This is a genomic window from Halarchaeum sp. CBA1220 (genome assembly GCF_003721175.2).
In the GTDB taxonomy this organism is placed as follows: domain Archaea; phylum Halobacteriota; class Halobacteria; order Halobacteriales; family Halobacteriaceae; genus Halarchaeum; species Halarchaeum grantii.
Window position 1 is genome coordinate 92,645 of the sequence record NZ_CP054707.1, and the last position, 16,051, is coordinate 108,695.

At 71.0% G+C, this 16,051-nt stretch carries 20 protein-coding genes; 11 read left to right on the top strand and 9 right to left on the bottom strand.

Annotation, left to right across the window (positions count from 1 at the left end):
* The first annotated feature begins 35 nt into the window (after nucleotides 1-35).
* Nucleotides 36-1,496, top strand: coding sequence for an RtcB family protein (locus tag EFA46_RS00460; protein ID WP_123075803.1), 1,461 nt, complete (start codon nucleotides 36-38; stop codon nucleotides 1,494-1,496).
* Nucleotides 1,497-1,511: 15 nt separating this feature from the next.
* On the opposite strand, the gene EFA46_RS00465 is transcribed toward EFA46_RS00460, so the two are convergent.
* Entirely contained in the window at nucleotides 1,512-1,904 is a 393-nt protein-coding gene (locus EFA46_RS00465) for a hypothetical protein (protein ID WP_123075801.1), read from the bottom strand.
* A gap of 90 nt (nucleotides 1,905-1,994) precedes the next feature.
* Here EFA46_RS00465 and EFA46_RS00470 point away from each other — a divergent pair, with 90 nt between their 5' ends.
* Entirely contained in the window at nucleotides 1,995-2,849 is an 855-nt protein-coding gene (locus tag EFA46_RS00470; protein ID WP_123075799.1) for a translation initiation factor eIF-2B, read from the top strand.
* Between the two features lie 3 nt (nucleotides 2,850-2,852).
* On the opposite strand, the gene trmB is transcribed toward EFA46_RS00470, so the two are convergent.
* Nucleotides 2,853-3,920: an HTH-type sugar sensing transcriptional regulator TrmB gene (gene trmB, locus EFA46_RS00475; protein WP_123075797.1), complete on the bottom strand. Its 1,068-nt coding sequence runs from the start codon at nucleotides 3,918-3,920 to the stop codon at nucleotides 2,853-2,855.
* A 107-nt stretch (nucleotides 3,921-4,027) separates the two neighbouring features.
* On the opposite strand from trmB, the gene EFA46_RS00480 reads away from it, so the two are divergent.
* Complete coding sequence (locus tag EFA46_RS00480; RefSeq protein WP_123075795.1) at nucleotides 4,028-4,933, top strand: mechanosensitive ion channel family protein; 906 nt, start codon at nucleotides 4,028-4,030, stop codon at nucleotides 4,931-4,933.
* Here the strand turns inward: EFA46_RS00480 and EFA46_RS00485 are convergent.
* Complete coding sequence (locus EFA46_RS00485) at nucleotides 4,917-5,318, bottom strand: universal stress protein (protein ID WP_123075793.1); 402 nt, start codon at nucleotides 5,316-5,318, stop codon at nucleotides 4,917-4,919. The two genes, EFA46_RS00480 and EFA46_RS00485, sit on opposite strands and share 17 nt — an antisense overlap.
* A gap of 91 nt (nucleotides 5,319-5,409) precedes the next feature.
* Between EFA46_RS00485 and EFA46_RS00490 the strand changes: the two genes are divergently transcribed.
* The 7 genes from EFA46_RS00490 to EFA46_RS00520 all read left to right on the top strand — a co-directional run bounded on the left by EFA46_RS00490 (nucleotide 5,410) and on the right by EFA46_RS00520 (nucleotide 9,415).
* Nucleotides 5,410-5,649 (top strand): DUF5816 domain-containing protein, encoded by a 240-nt coding sequence (locus EFA46_RS00490; protein WP_123075791.1) that lies wholly within the window; start codon nucleotides 5,410-5,412, stop codon nucleotides 5,647-5,649.
* Nucleotides 5,650-5,819: 170 nt separating this feature from the next.
* Nucleotides 5,820-6,131 carry a hypothetical protein gene (locus tag EFA46_RS00495; RefSeq protein WP_123075789.1) on the top strand — a complete coding sequence of 104 codons (312 nt, stop codon included), beginning with the start codon at nucleotides 5,820-5,822 and terminating at the stop codon, nucleotides 6,129-6,131.
* A 63-nt stretch (nucleotides 6,132-6,194) separates the two neighbouring features.
* A complete protein-coding gene (locus EFA46_RS00500) occupies nucleotides 6,195-6,737 on the top strand; it encodes a mechanosensitive ion channel family protein (protein ID WP_123075787.1) in 543 nt (180 codons plus the stop codon).
* Nucleotides 6,738-6,797: 60 nt separating this feature from the next.
* Entirely contained in the window at nucleotides 6,798-7,715 is a 918-nt protein-coding gene (locus EFA46_RS00505; RefSeq protein ID WP_123075785.1) for a metal-dependent hydrolase, read from the top strand.
* 48 nt (nucleotides 7,716-7,763) lie between these two features.
* On the top strand, nucleotides 7,764-8,399 hold the full coding sequence (locus EFA46_RS00510) for a hypothetical protein (RefSeq protein ID WP_123075783.1): 636 nt from the start codon (nucleotides 7,764-7,766) through the stop codon (nucleotides 8,397-8,399).
* On the top strand, nucleotides 8,396-9,055 hold the full coding sequence (locus EFA46_RS00515; protein WP_123075781.1) for a hypothetical protein: 660 nt from the start codon (nucleotides 8,396-8,398) through the stop codon (nucleotides 9,053-9,055). The genes EFA46_RS00510 and EFA46_RS00515 overlap by 4 nt, the downstream gene beginning before the upstream one ends.
* Before the next feature lie 150 nt (nucleotides 9,056-9,205).
* Nucleotides 9,206-9,415, top strand: coding sequence for a dodecin (locus tag EFA46_RS00520; protein WP_123075779.1), 210 nt, complete (start codon nucleotides 9,206-9,208; stop codon nucleotides 9,413-9,415).
* Between the two features lie 123 nt (nucleotides 9,416-9,538).
* Here the strand turns inward: EFA46_RS00520 and EFA46_RS00525 are convergent, their stop codons facing one another.
* The 6 genes from EFA46_RS00525 to EFA46_RS00550 form a co-directional block, all read right to left on the bottom strand.
* Complete coding sequence (locus tag EFA46_RS00525) at nucleotides 9,539-10,177, bottom strand: hypothetical protein (protein ID WP_123075777.1); 639 nt, start codon at nucleotides 10,175-10,177, stop codon at nucleotides 9,539-9,541.
* A 27-nt stretch (nucleotides 10,178-10,204) separates the two neighbouring features.
* Nucleotides 10,205-10,570, bottom strand: a complete 366-nt coding sequence (locus EFA46_RS00530) for an iron-sulfur cluster assembly accessory protein (RefSeq protein ID WP_123075775.1) — start codon at nucleotides 10,568-10,570, stop codon at nucleotides 10,205-10,207.
* 74 nt (nucleotides 10,571-10,644) lie between these two features.
* The gene (locus tag EFA46_RS00535) at nucleotides 10,645-11,562 is read right to left on the bottom strand and encodes a hypothetical protein (RefSeq protein WP_123075773.1); all 918 of its coding nucleotides are present in this window, start codon (nucleotides 11,560-11,562) and stop codon (nucleotides 10,645-10,647) included.
* A 38-nt stretch (nucleotides 11,563-11,600) separates the two neighbouring features.
* Nucleotides 11,601-12,872 carry a histidinol dehydrogenase gene (gene hisD / locus EFA46_RS00540; RefSeq protein WP_176969868.1) on the bottom strand — a complete coding sequence of 424 codons (1,272 nt, stop codon included), beginning with the start codon at nucleotides 12,870-12,872 and terminating at the stop codon, nucleotides 11,601-11,603.
* A 43-nt stretch (nucleotides 12,873-12,915) separates the two neighbouring features.
* Complete coding sequence (locus EFA46_RS00545) at nucleotides 12,916-13,626, bottom strand: class I SAM-dependent methyltransferase (protein WP_123075769.1); 711 nt, start codon at nucleotides 13,624-13,626, stop codon at nucleotides 12,916-12,918.
* Entirely contained in the window at nucleotides 13,627-14,502 is an 876-nt protein-coding gene (locus EFA46_RS00550; RefSeq protein ID WP_123075767.1) for an aldo/keto reductase, read from the bottom strand.
* Nucleotides 14,503-14,608: 106 nt separating this feature from the next.
* On the opposite strand from EFA46_RS00550, the gene EFA46_RS00555 reads away from it, so the two are divergent.
* The gene (locus EFA46_RS00555; RefSeq protein ID WP_123075765.1) at nucleotides 14,609-16,051 is read left to right on the top strand and encodes an APC family permease; all 1,443 of its coding nucleotides are present in this window, start codon (nucleotides 14,609-14,611) and stop codon (nucleotides 16,049-16,051) included.

Here is a 16,051-nt window from a genome sequence, read left to right on the forward strand (position 1 = left end):
GTCCTTTTACGACTCCGGCAGTCACAGAGAGGAGTATGACCACGTTCGACGCCGACGACGTCACCCTCGAGGAGATCGAGGAGCACGTCTGGGAGATCGCCCGCGAGGACGGCATGAACACGCCGGCGCGCGTCCTCGCGAGCGAGGCCCTCTTGGAGGAGATTGCCGACGACGACACGCTCGGACAGATCCGGAACGTCACGCACCTCCCCGGGGTGCAACGACACGCGCTCTGCATGCCCGACGGCCACCAGGGCTACGGCTTCCCCGTCGGCGGCGTCGCGGCGATAGATGCGGAAGACGGCTGTATCAGCCCCGGCGGCGTCGGGTTCGACATCAACTGCGGCGTGCGGATGGTGAAGACGAACCTGACGTACGACGACGTGCGCGGCCGCGAGGAGGAGCTCGTGGACGCGCTCTTCGACGCCGTCCCGACGGGCCTCGGCGGCGGCGGCGTCGTGAACGGCGACGCGGAGACGATGTCGGGCGCGCTCTCACGCGGCCTCGACTGGGCGCACGAGGCGGGCTACGCGACGCGCGACGACCTGAAGCACTGCGAGGACGAGGGGATGCGCCCGGACGCCGAGCCCGCGAAGGTCTCGCAGAAGGCCAAGGACAGGGGGCGCAACCAGCTCGGAAGCCTCGGGTCGGGCAACCACTTCCTCGAAGTCCAGCGCGTCACCGACGTTTACCGGGCGGACGTCGCCGACTCGTTCGGCCTCAAGGCGGACCAGCTCGTCGTGCTCATCCACTGTGGCTCTCGCGGGCTCGGCCACCAGGTCTGTTCCGACTACCTCCGGCGCATCGAGGAGGAGTACGAGGAGTTCTTGGCCGACCTCCCGGACGACAACCTCGCGGCCGCGCCCGCCGGGAGCGACCTCGCCGAGGACTACTACGGCGCGATGTGCGCGGCGATCAACTTCGCGTGGGTGAACCGCCAGCTCATCACCCACCAGGTGCGCGAGACGTTCGCGGACGTCTTCGAGACGCCGTGGGAGGAGCTGGGGATGGAGCTGCTCTACGACGTCGCGCACAACATCGCGAAGAAGGAGGTCCACGAGGTGGACGGCGAGGAGAAGGAGCTCTACGTCCACCGGAAGGGCGCGACGCGAGCGTTCCCCGCCGGCCACCCCGAGGTGCCGAGCGCGTACCGCGACGTCGGGCAGCCCGTCATCATCCCCGGGAGCATGGGCGCGGGGAGCTACGTCCTCCGGGGCGGCGAGGAGTCGATGGCCCGGACGTTCGGCTCGACGGCGCACGGCGCGGGCCGCCTGATGAGTCGGACGCAGGCGAAACGCGAGTACCGCGGCGAGGACGTCCAGTCCGACCTGCAGGAGCACGAGCACGTCTACGTGAAGGCCGAGTCGGGCGCGACGGTCGCGGAGGAAGCCCCCGGCGTCTACAAGGACGTCGACGAGGTCGTTCGCGTGAGCGACGAACTCGGCATCGGCGACAAGGTCGCGCGCACCTACCCCGTCGTGAACATCAAGGGCTGAGGGACGCGTTCGCCCTCAGCGGTTCGTCGGCCCGCCCGGACCGCTCGGACCGGACGGCCCGCGCGGCACGCGCCCCTCCGCGAGCTCGACGGACTCGCTCTCGCGCTCGCCCTCGGCGGCGACTTCCTCCCCGCCCTCGTAGCGCACGAAGTTGAGGTAGAAGGGCTCGCCACAGCCTGCGGCGTCGCCCCCGCTCTCGCCCTCGACGGGCGGCTCCCACTCGCAGTCGCTCTCGCCGCAGACGAAGCGGACGCCGTCGAACGCGTCGCCCTCGTAGTCGTCGGCGGGCGCGGCGTACGTCCAGCCCTCGAGGGGGTAGGGCGTGACGGACTTGTCGCTGAGGTAGGCGTCGCGGTCGAGGACGGCGAGCGTCCGGCAGCGCGGACAGTAGTAGCGAACGGCGACCATGGGGGTGGTGTGGGCGCGCACACGGATAGCTCTGTATCCACCCCGCCCGCCGTCGCAAGCTTCAGGGTACCACGGGTCGCTTGCTCGGATATGATAGACGAGACCGTCGAGGAGATCGCCGAGATGCAGACACACTCCTCCTCGGCCGTCGCCGTGAAGGCCGCGCGCGCGCTCGCCGACCTCGACGACGAGGAGTTCCCGACCGTCGAGGAGTACGTTCGGGCGCTCGAACGCAACAGCTCGGCGCTCCGGCGTGCGAACCCCTCGCACGCCTCGCTCGTGACGACCCAACACGAGATCGTGAGCGCCGTCGAGGACGCGGACCCCGACACCGTGGAGGCGGCGAAGGCGGTCACGGCGGACGCCATCGAGGACGTCGTCGAGCGCGTGGAGACGGCGAAGCACGAGGCCGCCGAGCGCGTCGCCGAGCGCCTCGCGGACGGGATGACGCTCCTCACGCACGACTACTCGACGACGGTGCTGGAGGCGATCGAGACCGCGGCCGAGCGCGGCGCCTACCTCGACGTCTACGTCACGGAGGCCCGCCCCCGCTATCTCGGGCGGAAGACCGCGCGCACGCTCGCCGGCATCGACCGCGTGAACGCGACGCTCATCGTCGACGGCGCGGCCGGCCACTACATGAGCGAGGTGGACGAGGTGCTCGTCGGGATGGACTGCATCGTCGACGACCGGCTCTACAACCGCGTCGGCACCTATCCGGTCGCCACCGTCGCGAACGACGCGGGCGTCCCCGTGGTCGCGACCGGGTCGTCCGCGAAGCTCGTCGATAGCGGGGGCTTTCGCTTCGAGAACGACTTCCGGTCGCCGAGCGAGGTCATCCTCGAGCCGCCGGAGGGCTTCGACGTCGGTAACCCGGCGTACGACGCGACGCCCGTCCGCCTCCTCGACCGGGTCGTCACCGACGAGGGCGTCCGCGAGTACTGAGGCTCAGTCCGCCGTCGGCGGGGCGTCGCCGCGCGCGACCGTTATCTCGTAGGCTTCCACGTCCTCGTAGGCGGCGACGCGGCCGCCGATGGAGACGACGTCGTCGCCCTCGCCGGTCTCGAGGACGAGCGTCGCGACTTCCTCGGACTCGGAGAACTCGGTCTGGACGACGCGCCCGCTGACGACGCGCGAGTCGCCGGACTCGACGTCGCGGCCCTCGACGGTCGCGTAGAGGTCGCCCTCGAGTTCGCGGAGGTCCTTCACGCAGCGCCGGATGGAGGCATAGCGCCGTGGGAGGTCGATCTCGGTCGTGTGCTCGAGGAGTTCGGTCTCGGCGGTCGTCCAGACGACGGTGCCGAAGAAGCCGAGGACCAGAAACCCGAGCGCGGAGCGGTTGAAGATGACGGCGTAGCGGTCGGGGTTGGACGTGATGGCGTCCTGCGTGGCGTAGACGGAGTAGTCGCCGTCCGCGACGGCGAGGAGCGGCGTCGTGATGCCGCGTCGGGCGCGCGCGGCGGTGGCGATTCTGCCGTAGTCGTAGGTGCGCCGGTCGGGGGCGTCGGCGGCGGGCGTGACGACGAGTTCGATGTCGACGCCGCGCTCGCGCGCCGCGCGGAGTTCGTCCTCGAAGCGCCCGACGAGCGACGGCGTGAGCGAGAGCGCGAGCTCGTACTCGGCGGCTTCGATGGTCTCGCGGAAGTAGCGGAGGATGGTGGTGCGGCTCTTCACGAGCGAGACGGCTTCGGTCTCGCGCGACGGCGCGGTGTAGAGGGATTCGAGGTCGTCGACGAGGTCGACGAGCGAGGAGCGAAGCGAGGAGAACGCCTCGTCGGGGTCGACGGCGACGACGACCATCGGGCGGGACTCGCGGAGCTCGACGAGCCCACGGTCGGAGAGGCTCCGCACGGTGTCGTAGACGCGGGGCTGTGGGACGTCCGTCTCGTCGGCTATCTCGCTCGCCGTCATCTCGCCGTGCTCGAGGACGGCGAGGTAGGCCGCGATCTCGTACTCGCCGAGGTCGAACCCCTCCCCGACGTGCTCGAGAACGTCGCGGAGGTCGGACTCGCTCATGGTCGAACGTGGGAGACGTGGGAGCTAAAAACCACTCGCTTCGGCAGGAATTCTCGCGGGCGTCGAGAGGACAACCCTTTTCGCGGGGGCCGCCGACGGTTTCGGGTATGCCGTGGCCGCTCGAGATTCAGGAGTTCGTCGCGCAGGCCACGCGGTTCGTCCACGACTTCGGCGTCGTCTTCGCCGTCCTCGCCATCGTCGTCAGCTGGTACGCCGGGCGCGTGCTCACGGGCGTGCTCGGCCGCCGGGTCGCGCGACGCTTCATGCGGCCGTCGGTGACGCGCACCGTCCTGCGCCTCATCCGGACGGGCGTGCTCTTCGTGGGCATCGTCGTCGCGCTCTGGACGGTCGGGCTCGGCCTCGGGAACCTCTTCGTCTCCGTGACGGTGTTCTCGGCGGTGCTCGGTATCGTGCTCGCGCCGATCGTCGGGAGCATCATCAACGGGATATTCGTGCTCGCCGACCAGCCCTACGAGATCGGCGACATGATCGAGTTCACGGAGACCGGCCAGCGCGGGTTCGTCGAGGACATCACCCTCCGGTACACGAAGGTGTTCACGCTCGACAACACCTTCCTCGTGATGCCGAACGGGGAGATGCGCGAGACGAACATCGTGAACTACTCGGCGGAGGACGAGCGCACGCGCCTCTCGCTGACGGTGCAGGTGACGTACGAGAGCGACGTGGAGGCCGCGCGCGGGGCGATGGAGCGCGCGGCGGCGCGCTGTGAGGAGGTCATCGAGGGCGGCCCGGACATCCGCATCGGGAGCGCACGCTACCCGGCGAAGCCGACGTGCTACCTCGAGGAGTTCGCGGACAGCGGAATCGACCTGACGCTGCGCTACTGGGCGAAACAGCCGTATCGACTCCCCGGCATCCGCTCGAACGTCCAGCGCGCGATCCGCGAGGAGTTCGAGGGCCGCGAGGACGTCGCGTTCGCGTACCCGCACGTCCAGCACGTCTTCGACGAGGAGAGCGGGGAGGCGAACGTGGCGCTCAGACGGCGGCAGTGACGAGCTCGCAGTCGAGTTGCTCGCGGAGGTAGGCCTCGATGTCGGGTTCGCCGAGGAGCGAGCGGAGCGCGCGCCGCCAGCGCGAGGCCTGTGCGCTCCCGATGACGACGACGTCGGCGTCCTCGGCGGCGACTTCGTCGAGGATGGTCTCCTCGACGAGGAAGGAGCGCCGGACGACGTAGCGGGCGTTGTCCAGTTGGCCGAAGGAGCGCTCGACGGCGTGCTTGAGGTCGCTCCACGTGACCCGGTTATCGTTCTGGTAGAGGTCGACGTGGAGGATGGTGAGGCCGGCGTCGCGTTCCTCCGCGAGGTCGATGGCGGCACGGAGCGTCGCGCGCGAGTGACGGGTGAGCGGGTAGCGGACCGGCACGACGACGGTGGTCATTACTCGACGCGAGGGGTGCCGGTGGCCTAAGCGTTCCCCACTGCGGTCGGTGACGGAAGGCGTAAAGGCCCCGTCGCTCCGACTACGTCGTATGTTCGAGTTCGAGACCGACGACGGCGAGACGGTCTACGTCGCCGAGGACGAGGGCGAGCGCGGCGACGAGGGGCCGTTCATGGTCGTCTACCGGACGCCCGACCGCGAGGTCCGCTACGGGTGGTACTGCACGAACTGCGAGTCGATCGACAACGCGATGGATGCGATGGGGCGCATCGAGTGCAACAGCTGCGGGAACTGGCGGAAGCCGGACGAGTGGGACGCCGCGCACGAGTGACCGCGGTTCCGACGGTGGGAGGAACCGCGAATCGACGAACGGGAGGGAGGACCCGCGAGCGAACGCGCGGGGCCGGTTCGACGCGACGACGGCCGGGCGCGACGGCGGGCCGGAACATCTAGCGGGTGCGCAACAACAGTTATTACCCATCCGCTCCAAGAGTGTGATGGATGGTACCGAGTAACACGCCTCCGGTGGACGAAGCGCGCGAGATCTTCACCGACCTCGGCTACGAGGTCACCGGCGACGCCGGCAACAGCTTCCGCGCCGCGCGCGAGTGGAAGGAGGTCGACGTCCTCGCGGTGACCGACGACGTGAGCACCGGCGACGGCGACCGCATGCGTTGTTTCGTGACGTGGAACGACCACGTCGAGCGACTCGAACGCGCGCTCGACGCCGACGACCACGACTACGAGTGGGCGGTCATCGGCGTCGCCGAGGACGGGGAGTATCAGGTCGCACGCGCCCCGCCGACGCCGTAGGCGTGACTCGGTGCGGCCCGCTCGGGCCGTAGCTATTTGTCCGACCCGTTCGACACCCCGAGCATGCCCACCGTGAGCAGCGTCGTCAACGACACCGTACAGGGGTTCGTCGACGGCATCGTCGCCGCGCTCCCGAAGATACTCGCCGGCATCGTCTTCCTCGTCATCGCCTACGCCGTCATCAGAACCGTCCTCTGGGGCGTCGGCGTCGTCGTCTCGCGCACCACCGACCAGGAGATATACGTCCAGTTCGCGCGCACGCTCATCGGCGTCTTCCTCTGGTTCGGCGCGATCCTCGCCTTCCTCACGCTCGTCGGCCTCCCGAGCATCGCCGCCGCGCTCGGCACCGCCTCCGGCTTCCTCGCGCTCGGCGTCTCCTACGCGCTCAGCGGGATGCTCGCGGACGCCGTCGCCGGCATCTACCTCCTTCGCGACCCCGACTTCAACCCGGGCGACCGCGTCGTCGCCGGCGACACCGACGGCACCGTGTCCGAGATCGAACTCCGCAAGACGCGCTTCGACGTCGGCGACGACGTCGTCGTGCGCGCCAACGCTGAAGTCGAGAAGAAGTGGACGAAGAAGGGCGAGACGACCGCAAGCGAGTAGCACGCCACGACGTGGCGCACCAGTGGAAGGTTTTCATACGTCGGGCGCGTTCGAGTGCGTATGTTCGTTGGCCACGAAACCATCGCGTTCGCGCTGGTCGCCCTCCTCGCGTACCGGTACGGCCTCGGGCGTGAACGCGCGCTCGCGCTCGGCGTCGCCGCCGGCCTCTTCGCCGCCGTGCCCGACGTCGACATGGCGTACGCGCCGCTCGGCCTCCTCGCCGCCGACGCGTCGTCACCGCTCGCCGCCGCCAACGCCTTCTGGAGCGCGAGCACCGTCGTCCACCGCGCGGTCACGCACTCGCTCGTGCTCGCACCGCTCGCCGCCGCGACGTTCGCGCTCGCCGCCAGCCGCCGCTATCGCGTCCTCGCCGGCGTCGGCACGCTCGCGCTCGTCGGCGTCGCGGCGGTCGTCTCGGGCGGCCTCGCCGCCGCCGTCATCGCCGTCTACTCCGCCACCGGCATCGCCGTCGCCGTCCTCGCCGCGCGCTACCTCGACCTCGGCGTCGGCGCGCTCGCCGCGGCGGCGCTCGCCGGCCTCATCACCCACCCGTTCGGCGACCTGCTCACCGGGGAGCCACCGCACTTCCTCTACCCGTTCGCCGAGCACCTGCTCACCGCGCGCCCCGTGCTCTTCGCGGACCCCACGCTCGACCTCCTCGCCGCGTTCGCGCTCGAACTCGCCTGCATCTGGGCGGGCGTCTACGCGTACCACCGCGTCTCCGGCGTCCCAATGCGTCGCCACCTCCACGGGCGCGCGGCCGCCGGCGGCGCGTACGCGCTCGCCGCGCTCGTCATCACCCCGCCCACTCTCCAGGTGTCGTACCACTTCGTCTTCAGCGTCGCCGCCGTCGGCGTCGTCGGCCTCGTCCAGCCGCTGCAGCGCCGCCTCCCAGACGCACCGACGGCGCTCGTCACCGGCCTCGCCGCCGTGACGGCCGCCGGCGCCGGCTACACCCTCGCCTACCTCCTCCTGTAGCGCCGTCGCCCGGTGGTTTTGTATCACCCCGGAGCGAACCCCGAGTGAATGAGAGACGAGCGGCGACTCGGGCGCGTCCTCGAAACGGAGCGGACGAACGCGGCACTCGGCTGGGCGCTCCTCGCCCTCGTCGCGGGCGTCGCGCTCGCGAGCCTCGTCGAGGGCGACTTCGCGTGGGCGGCGTTCTGCGCGGGCGTCGCCGCGCTCGCGGCCGTCCCCCCCGTCGTCTACCGCGCCCCGCGCGTGATGCTCCCGTGGGAGGTGTTGCTCGTCGCGTTCCTCCCCGTCCTCGGCCACGCCCTCGCGACGTGGTGGCTCACCACCGCGCTCGCCACCTACCTCTCGGTCGCCGCGCTCGCGCTCGTCGCCGTCGTCGAACTCGACGTCTTCACGAGCGTCCGCATGACCGACGGCGTCGCCGGGTTCGTCGTCGTCGTCACCACGATGGCCGTCGCGGGCCTCTGGGCCGTCGTCCAGTGGCTCAGCGACGTCTACCTCCACACCACGCTCGTCTACGTCTCGCGCCCCATCACGCCCGCCGTCGACGCCGCCTCCCTCGAAGCCCTCATGTGGGACTTCGTCGCCGCGACCGTCTGCGGCGTCGCGGGAGCCGTCCTCTTCGTCCTCTACTTCCGCCGCCGCGTCCGCGCCGAGGACCGCCTCGCGGAGGAGGTGCTCCCATGAGGATTCGGGAGCGCCTCGGCGTCTCGAAGCGCCGCCAGGCACAGCTCGTGCACGTCCTCCAGTTGTGCCTCGTCGGCTTCTGCTTCGTCGGCCTCTACGAGGGGCAACCCGGCGTCGTCGTGAACGCCGCCGTCGGCCTCGGCGTCTCCTATCTCCCCGCAGTCCTCAAACGCGACTACGGCGTCCCCATGGACCCCGCGCTCGTCCTCTGGGTGACGCTCGCCGTCTTCCTCCACGCCCTCGGCACCGTCGGCGTCCCCGGCACCGGCTCGTTCTACAAGAACGTCTGGTGGTGGGACCACCTCACGCACACGCTCTCTTCCTCCGTCGTCGCCGCCGTCGGCTACGCCGCCGTCCGCGCCATCGACGAACACACCGAGCACGTCGACTTCCCGCCGCCGTTCCTCTTCGTACTCCTCTTCGTCATCACGCTCGCCTTCGGCGTCTTCTGGGAGGTCATCGAGTTCGCTATCTCCGAAGTCGCCGCGCTCGCCGGCGTCACCAGCATCCTCACCCAGTACGGCGTCACCGACACGATGCTCGACCTCGTCTTCGACACCGCCGGCGCGCTCGTCGTCGCCGTCTGGGGCACCGCCTACCTCTCCGGGATCGTCGACGTCCTCGCCGAGCGCCTCGAAGCGCGCGACGGCGAGTGACGGGTTCACCCCGCTCGCGTCCGCGCTCGCGCCTCGCTGGAACCCGCGTTTCCGCGTGGCTCAGCGCTCGCCGCCCCGTGACCCCTCGCTTCGCTCGGTTCTCCGTACCCGGCGACCACCTTTAACAGAGCGCCCGGAGAACGGGGACGTATGGTCTACAAGAAGATCGACCTCGTCGGCACCAGCACAGAGAGCTTCGAGGACGCCGTCGACGACGCGCTCGACCGCGCCGAAGAGACGCTCGACAACGTCTCGTGGGCGGAAGTCGTCGAACAGCGCGTCGGCATCGAGGGCCGCGACGAACGACAGTATCAGGTGGAAGTCGAAGTCGCCTTCGGCCTCGGCGACAGCGAGGACTGACGGTTACTCGCGACGCTCCCCGCTCGCCTCATCGCGACGCCCTTCGGTTGCCGCGTTACTCGCGGGTCGCTCCCGCTCCCCGCTCGTGTTCTCGTCGGCCCTCGCTGTCGCTCGGCCCGACGGTTACTCGAACCCGCGGCCGCCGCTCACGTAGTCGCGGCCCGTCGGCGGCTCCTGCTCGACGTCGCCCTCCAGAACCGGCAGGTCGAGGAGGCGGTAGTAGGCGTGGTACGCGCGCGAGACCGCGCTCGTGACGGCGCGCACCGCGTCGTCGAAGTCCTCGGGGGCGAAGCGCCCGTCGGGGAAGAGGCGACGGTGGAAGTAGAACTCGCTGAGCGCGCCGTGTCGCGTGTAGTGGGGCTCGTAGGTGACGTCGCTCGTGTCGCATTCGGCCTCGAGTTCCTCGATGGCCTCGCGCATCCCGTCCGCCTCGTCGAGGGCGGCGCGCGCGGCGACGCGCGACTCCGGCTCGTCGCCGTCCTCGTAGGCGACGTCGCGCGACGCGTACTCCTCGACGTCGGCCTCCCCGAGTTCGAACGTGAGCGCCTGTACGGGTGCGTGATGCGACGTGACGTAGAGGTACTCGGCGCTCTCCGGGCCGTAGACCAAGTAGGGCTCGTCGTCCGCCGTCGTGAACCGGTAGCCGCGACAGGTCGTGCCGTGGCGGTCCGTGAACGACTCCAAGGTGCCGTCGTGCGTGTGGCGGGCGGCCTCGGCGTAGCCGGCGACGGTGCCGAGGGCGGCCGCTCGCGACGTGGGCATACCGCGAGAAGGGAGGGGACGCCTAAATCAGGTCCGGAAGGACTCGCCACAGCCGCACTCGGCCTCGACGTTCGGGTTCTCGACGTTGAAGCCGGCGGCCTGCAGGCCGTTCTCGTAGTCGAGCTTGCTGCCGGCGATGTACTTCTCGCTGGAGGGGTCGACGAAGACGCGGAGGCCGTGGGCCTCGACGATGGTGTCGTCGTCCTCGGGCGCGTCGTCGAAGCGCATCCCGTAGGAGAGTCCGGCACAGCCACCCTGCTGGACGAAGAGGCGCAGGCCAGCGACGTCCGTGTCCAGTTCCTCGCTCTCCAGTAGGGCGAGCGCCTGCTCGGCGGCGTCCTCGGTGACGGTGACCGTCCGGGTCTCCGCGCCACCGTCGGCGGTCGTACTCATAGTCGGAACCACGTCGCCCAGAGGGTTAACTGTGGCGTCGGTTCACGCGCCCGCCGGTTCCTGTGAGACGGCGCTCAAAACGGCGCCGGGCCGCCGGCGCCGGCGAGGAGGACGGCGACCTCCGCGAGCGCGAACGCGGCGTAGGCGAGCGCGGGCGCGAGGAGCGAGTCGCTTCGCTCGTAGGCGACGGCGGCGACGGCGAGCACGCAGACGCGCGCGAGGACGTACGCGCCGGCGACGAGCGAGGCGAGCACGTCGAGCGCCGACGCGCCGACGGCCACCGCGAGGATCGCGAGGAGGCCCGCGGCGAGCGCGCGCGCACGCTCGCCGCCGAGGCGTGCGTTCGCGAGAGACCCGAGCACGGCGAGGCCACCGAGGACGACGGCGGCGGCGAGGCAGCCGAGGTCGGGCGCGAGCGCGAACCCGCCGGTGTCGCTCACGAGCGCGACGCCGGCGAGGAGCGTCGTCGCCGCGACCGCTTCGCGTGCGTCGAGCGCCTCGCGGAGCGGCGTCTGGACGAGGAGCTGGCAGACGAGGAGGAGGCCGGGGACGCTGACGAGCAGGCCGAGGCCCGCGACGGCGAGTATCGGCACGAGCGCGTCGGTCGCCCCGTAGTGCGTCTTCGCGAGCGCGCCGTAGGGCACGGAGACGACGCGAGCGAGCGCGGCGGTCGCCCCGACGAGAACCACGGGGCCGACGGCGGCGAGCGCCACGGTCGAGGCGTCGTCCCGCGACGGCCACCGCAGGCCGGCATCGACGGGGCGGGACGCGGCGTAGCCGGCGGCCAGGAGCGCGACGCCGCCGACGAACAGCGCGGTCGAGAGGAGCGCGCGCACGAGGAGGCCGCTACCGGGCACGGCGGCGAGCGCGTGCGACGTCGCGCGGACGACGCGCTCCCACGCGAGGACGGCGGCGAGGAGGGCGACGACGACGGCGGTCTGCCGGGCGGTGACGCGGTCCGGGAGGGAACGGGCGAGTGCGTGGAGGGACACGCCGGCCGTTCGACGCCCGAGTAGTAAAGGCTAGAGGCTCAGTCGTCGAAGCGGACGTCGACGCTGCGCTCGTGGGCTTCGAGGCCCTCCGCGTCCGCGAGCGTCGTGACGGTGTCGCGGAGGTCGGCGAGCGCGCCCTCATCGAGGCGCTGGACGGTGCTCGCGCGGACGAAGGTGTCGACGGAGAGCCCGCCCTGTACCTTCGCGCCGGCGTTCGTCGGGAGGACGTGGTTCGTCCCGGTCGCGTAGTCGCCGGCGGCGACGGGCGTGTACGGCCCGAGGAAGACGCTCCCCGCGTTGTCGATGCGCTCGAGTACCGCCTCGTCCTCGGCGGCCTGAACGGAGAGGTGCTCGGCGGCGTACTCCTCCGCGAACAGCACGGCCTCGCTCATCGAGCGCGCGTGGAAGACGCCGCTCGCGTCCGAATCGAGCGCGGCCTCGATGACGTCGGCGCGCTCGCGACCCTCGAGACCCGCCGCGACGGCGTCGCAGACCGCGTCGGCGGTCGCCTCGTCGTCCGTCACGGCGACGACGGAGGCGTTCGGGTCGTGCTCGGCCTGCGCGAGCAGGTCAGCGGCGACGAACTCGGGCGTGCAGGTGTCGTCGGCGACGACGCAGACCTCGGAGGGGCCCGCGAGGAAGTCGATTTCGACGTCGCCGCGCACCTCCGCCTTCGCGGCGGTCACCCACTTGTTCCCGGGGCCGACGACGAGCTGGGTGCGGTCGACCGTCTCCGTACCGTACGCGAGCGCGGCGATGGCCTGCGCGCCGCCGGCGGCGTACACGCGGTCCGCGCCCGCGGCGTGGCAGGCGGCGAGCGTCACGGGGTTCAGCTCCTCCGCGGGCGGGGTCGCGACCGCGACCTGCTCGACGCCCGCGACCGTCGCCGGGACGACGGTCATCACGACGCTGGAGGGGTAGGTGGCGGCCCCGCCCGGGACGTACGCGCCGACGCGCTCGACGGGCCGGAACCTCCGCCCCAGTTCGCGGCCGTCGAACTCGCGCGTCCAGTCCTCGGGGAGTTGGGCTTCGTGGAACGCCCGCACGTTCTCGACGGCGGTCTCGATGGCGTCGCGCACGTCGTCGTCGATCTCGTCGTAGGCGCGCTCGGCCTGATCGCTCACGTCGAGGTTCCCGACCTCGACGCCGTCGAACTCGCTCGCGAACTCGCGGAGCGCGGCGTCGCCCTCCTCGCGGACGCGCGAGACGATGTCGCGGACGTCGTCGCGGACGGCGTCGATGCCGGCGTCGCGCTCGAAGAGCGCGCGTCGACGCGCCGGACCGAGGTCCGCGAGCGCCTCCGATTCGATAGGCATACTCGATACGTCGGGAGCGGCGCGGTAAACCGTTACGCTAAGCCGAGCGACGAAACGCGAGCCCGTACATCCGGCCGGCGTCCTCGCCCTCGAAGTCGTCCTCGAGTCGGGCGATGTCCTCGCGCAGGCCGTCGGCGACGCCGCCGTCGAGCTCGCGCGCGGCGTCGCGCGCCACGCCGAGGTGCGCCCGGACGTGTTGGCCCGTCCACGGCACCGGCTCCAGGAGCGTGCGCTCGCGCTCGAACGCCCACTCCCACCCCTCGCAGAGCCGTCGCAGGTGGCGCGACGGGTAGAACGTCAGCGCGGGGTCGCCGAACGCGAGTTCGTGAGCCGCGTTCTCGACGGCGACGACGTCTCGCATCCGCGCGCCCGCCGGGAGCGGGGCGTAGTCGTTCACGAGGAGGCGCGCGCCGGGCGCGGCGACGCGCGCGAACTCGGCGAGCACGGCGTCGAGCGCGGCGGGCGCGAGCACGTTACAGAGGCCGTGCGCCGTCACGAGGTCCACCGAGTCGGCGGGGAGCGGCGTCGCGCGCAGGTCGGCCTCCAGAACCGCGGCGCGCTCGTCGTCGCCGACGCGTTCGCGCGTCGTTCGGGCGTGCGCGGCGTCGTCCGTGACGGCGTAGACGCGCTCGGCCCCCGCCTCGAGCAGGCCGACGGTGGTGTTGCCGACGCCCGCGCCAGCCTCCAGGCAGACCGCGCCCGAGACGGGCTGGTCGGCGAGCGCCGCGCGCACCGTCGAGGGCACCATCTAGTGGTGGAGTTGCTCGGGGACCGGGCTCTCCTCGTGGCGCAGTCGCTCGACGAGCGAGCGCTGGGCGGCGTCGTCCATCCCGTCGTAGTTCCGGGCGGCGGCCAGCACCATCGCGACGAGCTTCGGGTCGCCGGGGTTGATGACGCTCGTCAGCCCCTGCGAGGCCGCGAAGTCGAAGCGCTCCTCGATTTCGGCGGGCGTGTCCACCGGTTCGTACCAGTTCGCGAACGGGCGGTCGTGTTCGGGGCGGTCGTCCCACGGCCCGCGCGCGAACGCCTTGATGCCGAGCGTCCCGATGTCCTCCTCGGCGGCGCGTTCGAGCACGCCCGCGTAGTCGTGCTCGTCGTCGTCCTTCCCGACGACGACGGGGTTCATCGGGAACATCAGCGTCTCGAGGTCGTCGATGCGCTCGACGGCGTCGAGGATGAGACCGGGGTCGGCGTGGCTCGTCAGCCCGATGTGGTCGATGAGGCCCTCGTCCTTCGCGTCGCGGAACGCCGCGAGCGCGCCGTCCTCGCTCGTTATCTCCTCGAGCTCGTGCTCGTACTCGAGGCCGTGGACCTGATAGAGGTCGATCTTCTCGACGCCGAGACGGTCGAGCGAGCGCTCGAGTTTGTGGCGCGCGCCCTCGTAGTCGCGCTCCTGTGTCTTGCAGCCGAGGAAGATCTCCTCGCGGTGCTGGCGGAGCTTCGGGCCGAGCTTGAGTTCGGCGTCGCCGTACGTCGGCGCGACGTCGAAGTGGTTGACGCCCGCGTCGAGCACGTGCTCGACCATCTGGTTCGCGCCCTCCTGTTCGAGCCAGTTCAGCGCTATCGCGCCGAACGTCATCACGGTGCTGTCGTGGCCGGTCCCGCCGAGCGGACGAGTCTCCATAGCGGGGTGACGTGCAGGACCGTTATAAATATGGCCGGACGCATCCCGAATTGGGAGTCGGCGTCCGGCCGCTACATTATTCCGACAGCCGCGTGCCCACGCGAACATGGACGGGCCGCACGAACCAGAGCGGAGCGGAACGGAGGAGGCGGGTGCATCGCCGACGCAGGCGGGGCATCCGGTGGACGCCGACGCGGAGGCGTCCGTCACCGAGGAGGGAACCGAACTCGAACGCTCCATCGGCCTCGTCGGCGGCGTCGCCATCGGCGTCGGGACGATGATCGGCGCCGGCATCTTCGTCTTCCCCGGACTCGCCGCCGGCCAGGCGGGCCCGGCGGCCGCCGGCTCCTTCGCCATCGGCGCCGTCATCGCCCTCCTCGTGGCGCTCCCCGCGTCCGAGCTCGCGACCGCGATGCCGAAGTCCGGCGGGGGCTACTACTTCATCTCGCGCGCGCTCGGCGCGCTCCCCGGCGCGGTGGTCGGCATCAGCATCTGGCTCGGCCTCGTCTTCGCGACCGCGTTCTACCTCGTCGGCTTCGGGAACTACGCCGCCGAGCTGCTCGTGCAGGCCGGCATCGGGGCCTCCATCGGCGGCCTCGGCGTCGTCACGCCGCTCGCGCTCGTCTTCGGCGTGCTCCTCACCGGCCTCAACCTCTTCGGCACCGAGAACGCCGCGAAGCTCCAGAACTACGTCGTCGGCCTCCTCCTCACCATCCTCGTCCTCTTCCTCGGCTACGGCGGCCTCGACGCCGTCGGCGTCTTCGGGCGCGCCACCACCCCGGAGACGTTCCTGCCGTTCGGCGTCGCGCCCGTCTTCACGACGGCCGCGCTCGTCTTCACCTCCTACCTCGGCTTCGCGCAGGTCGCCACCGTCGCCGGCGACATCAAGAACCCCGGGCGGAACCTCCCGCTCGCGATGGTCGGGAGCGTCCTCATCGTCGGCGTCCTCTACGTCGGCACCATCTTCGTCGCGACGAGCGCGATGGGGTCGCTCGCGCTCGGACGCGCCGGCGAGACCGCCATCGTCGACGTCGCGGCCGAGCTGTTCGGCATCGCGGGTGTCTTCGCCATCCTCGTCGCCGGTCTCCTCGCCACTGTCTCCTCCGCGAACGCCTCCATCCTCTCCACCTCGCGCGCGGTGTTCGCCGTCAGCAAGGACGCGCTCATCCCCCAACGGGCCAGCCGCATGAACCTCAAGTACGGGACGCCGCACGTCGCGCTCGCGATGGCGGGCGGACCCGTCCTCGTCCTCGTCGCGCTCGGCGAGACCGAGGTGCTCGCGGAAGTCGCGTCCTTCCTCCACCTCATCATGTACGGGCTGATGTGCGTCGCACTCATCGCGATGCGCCGCGACGAACCCGAGTGGTACGACCCGGACTTCCGCGTGCCCGCCTACCGCGTCGTCGCCGGCCTCGGCGCGCTCGCGAGCTTCGGACTCATCTTCTTCATGCAGCGCGCCTCCCAGATAATCGGCCTCGTCGTCATGGTCGCGGCCGCCGGATGGTACAAGTACTACGCGAGCGACGTCAGCCTCAAAGGGGTGCTCTAA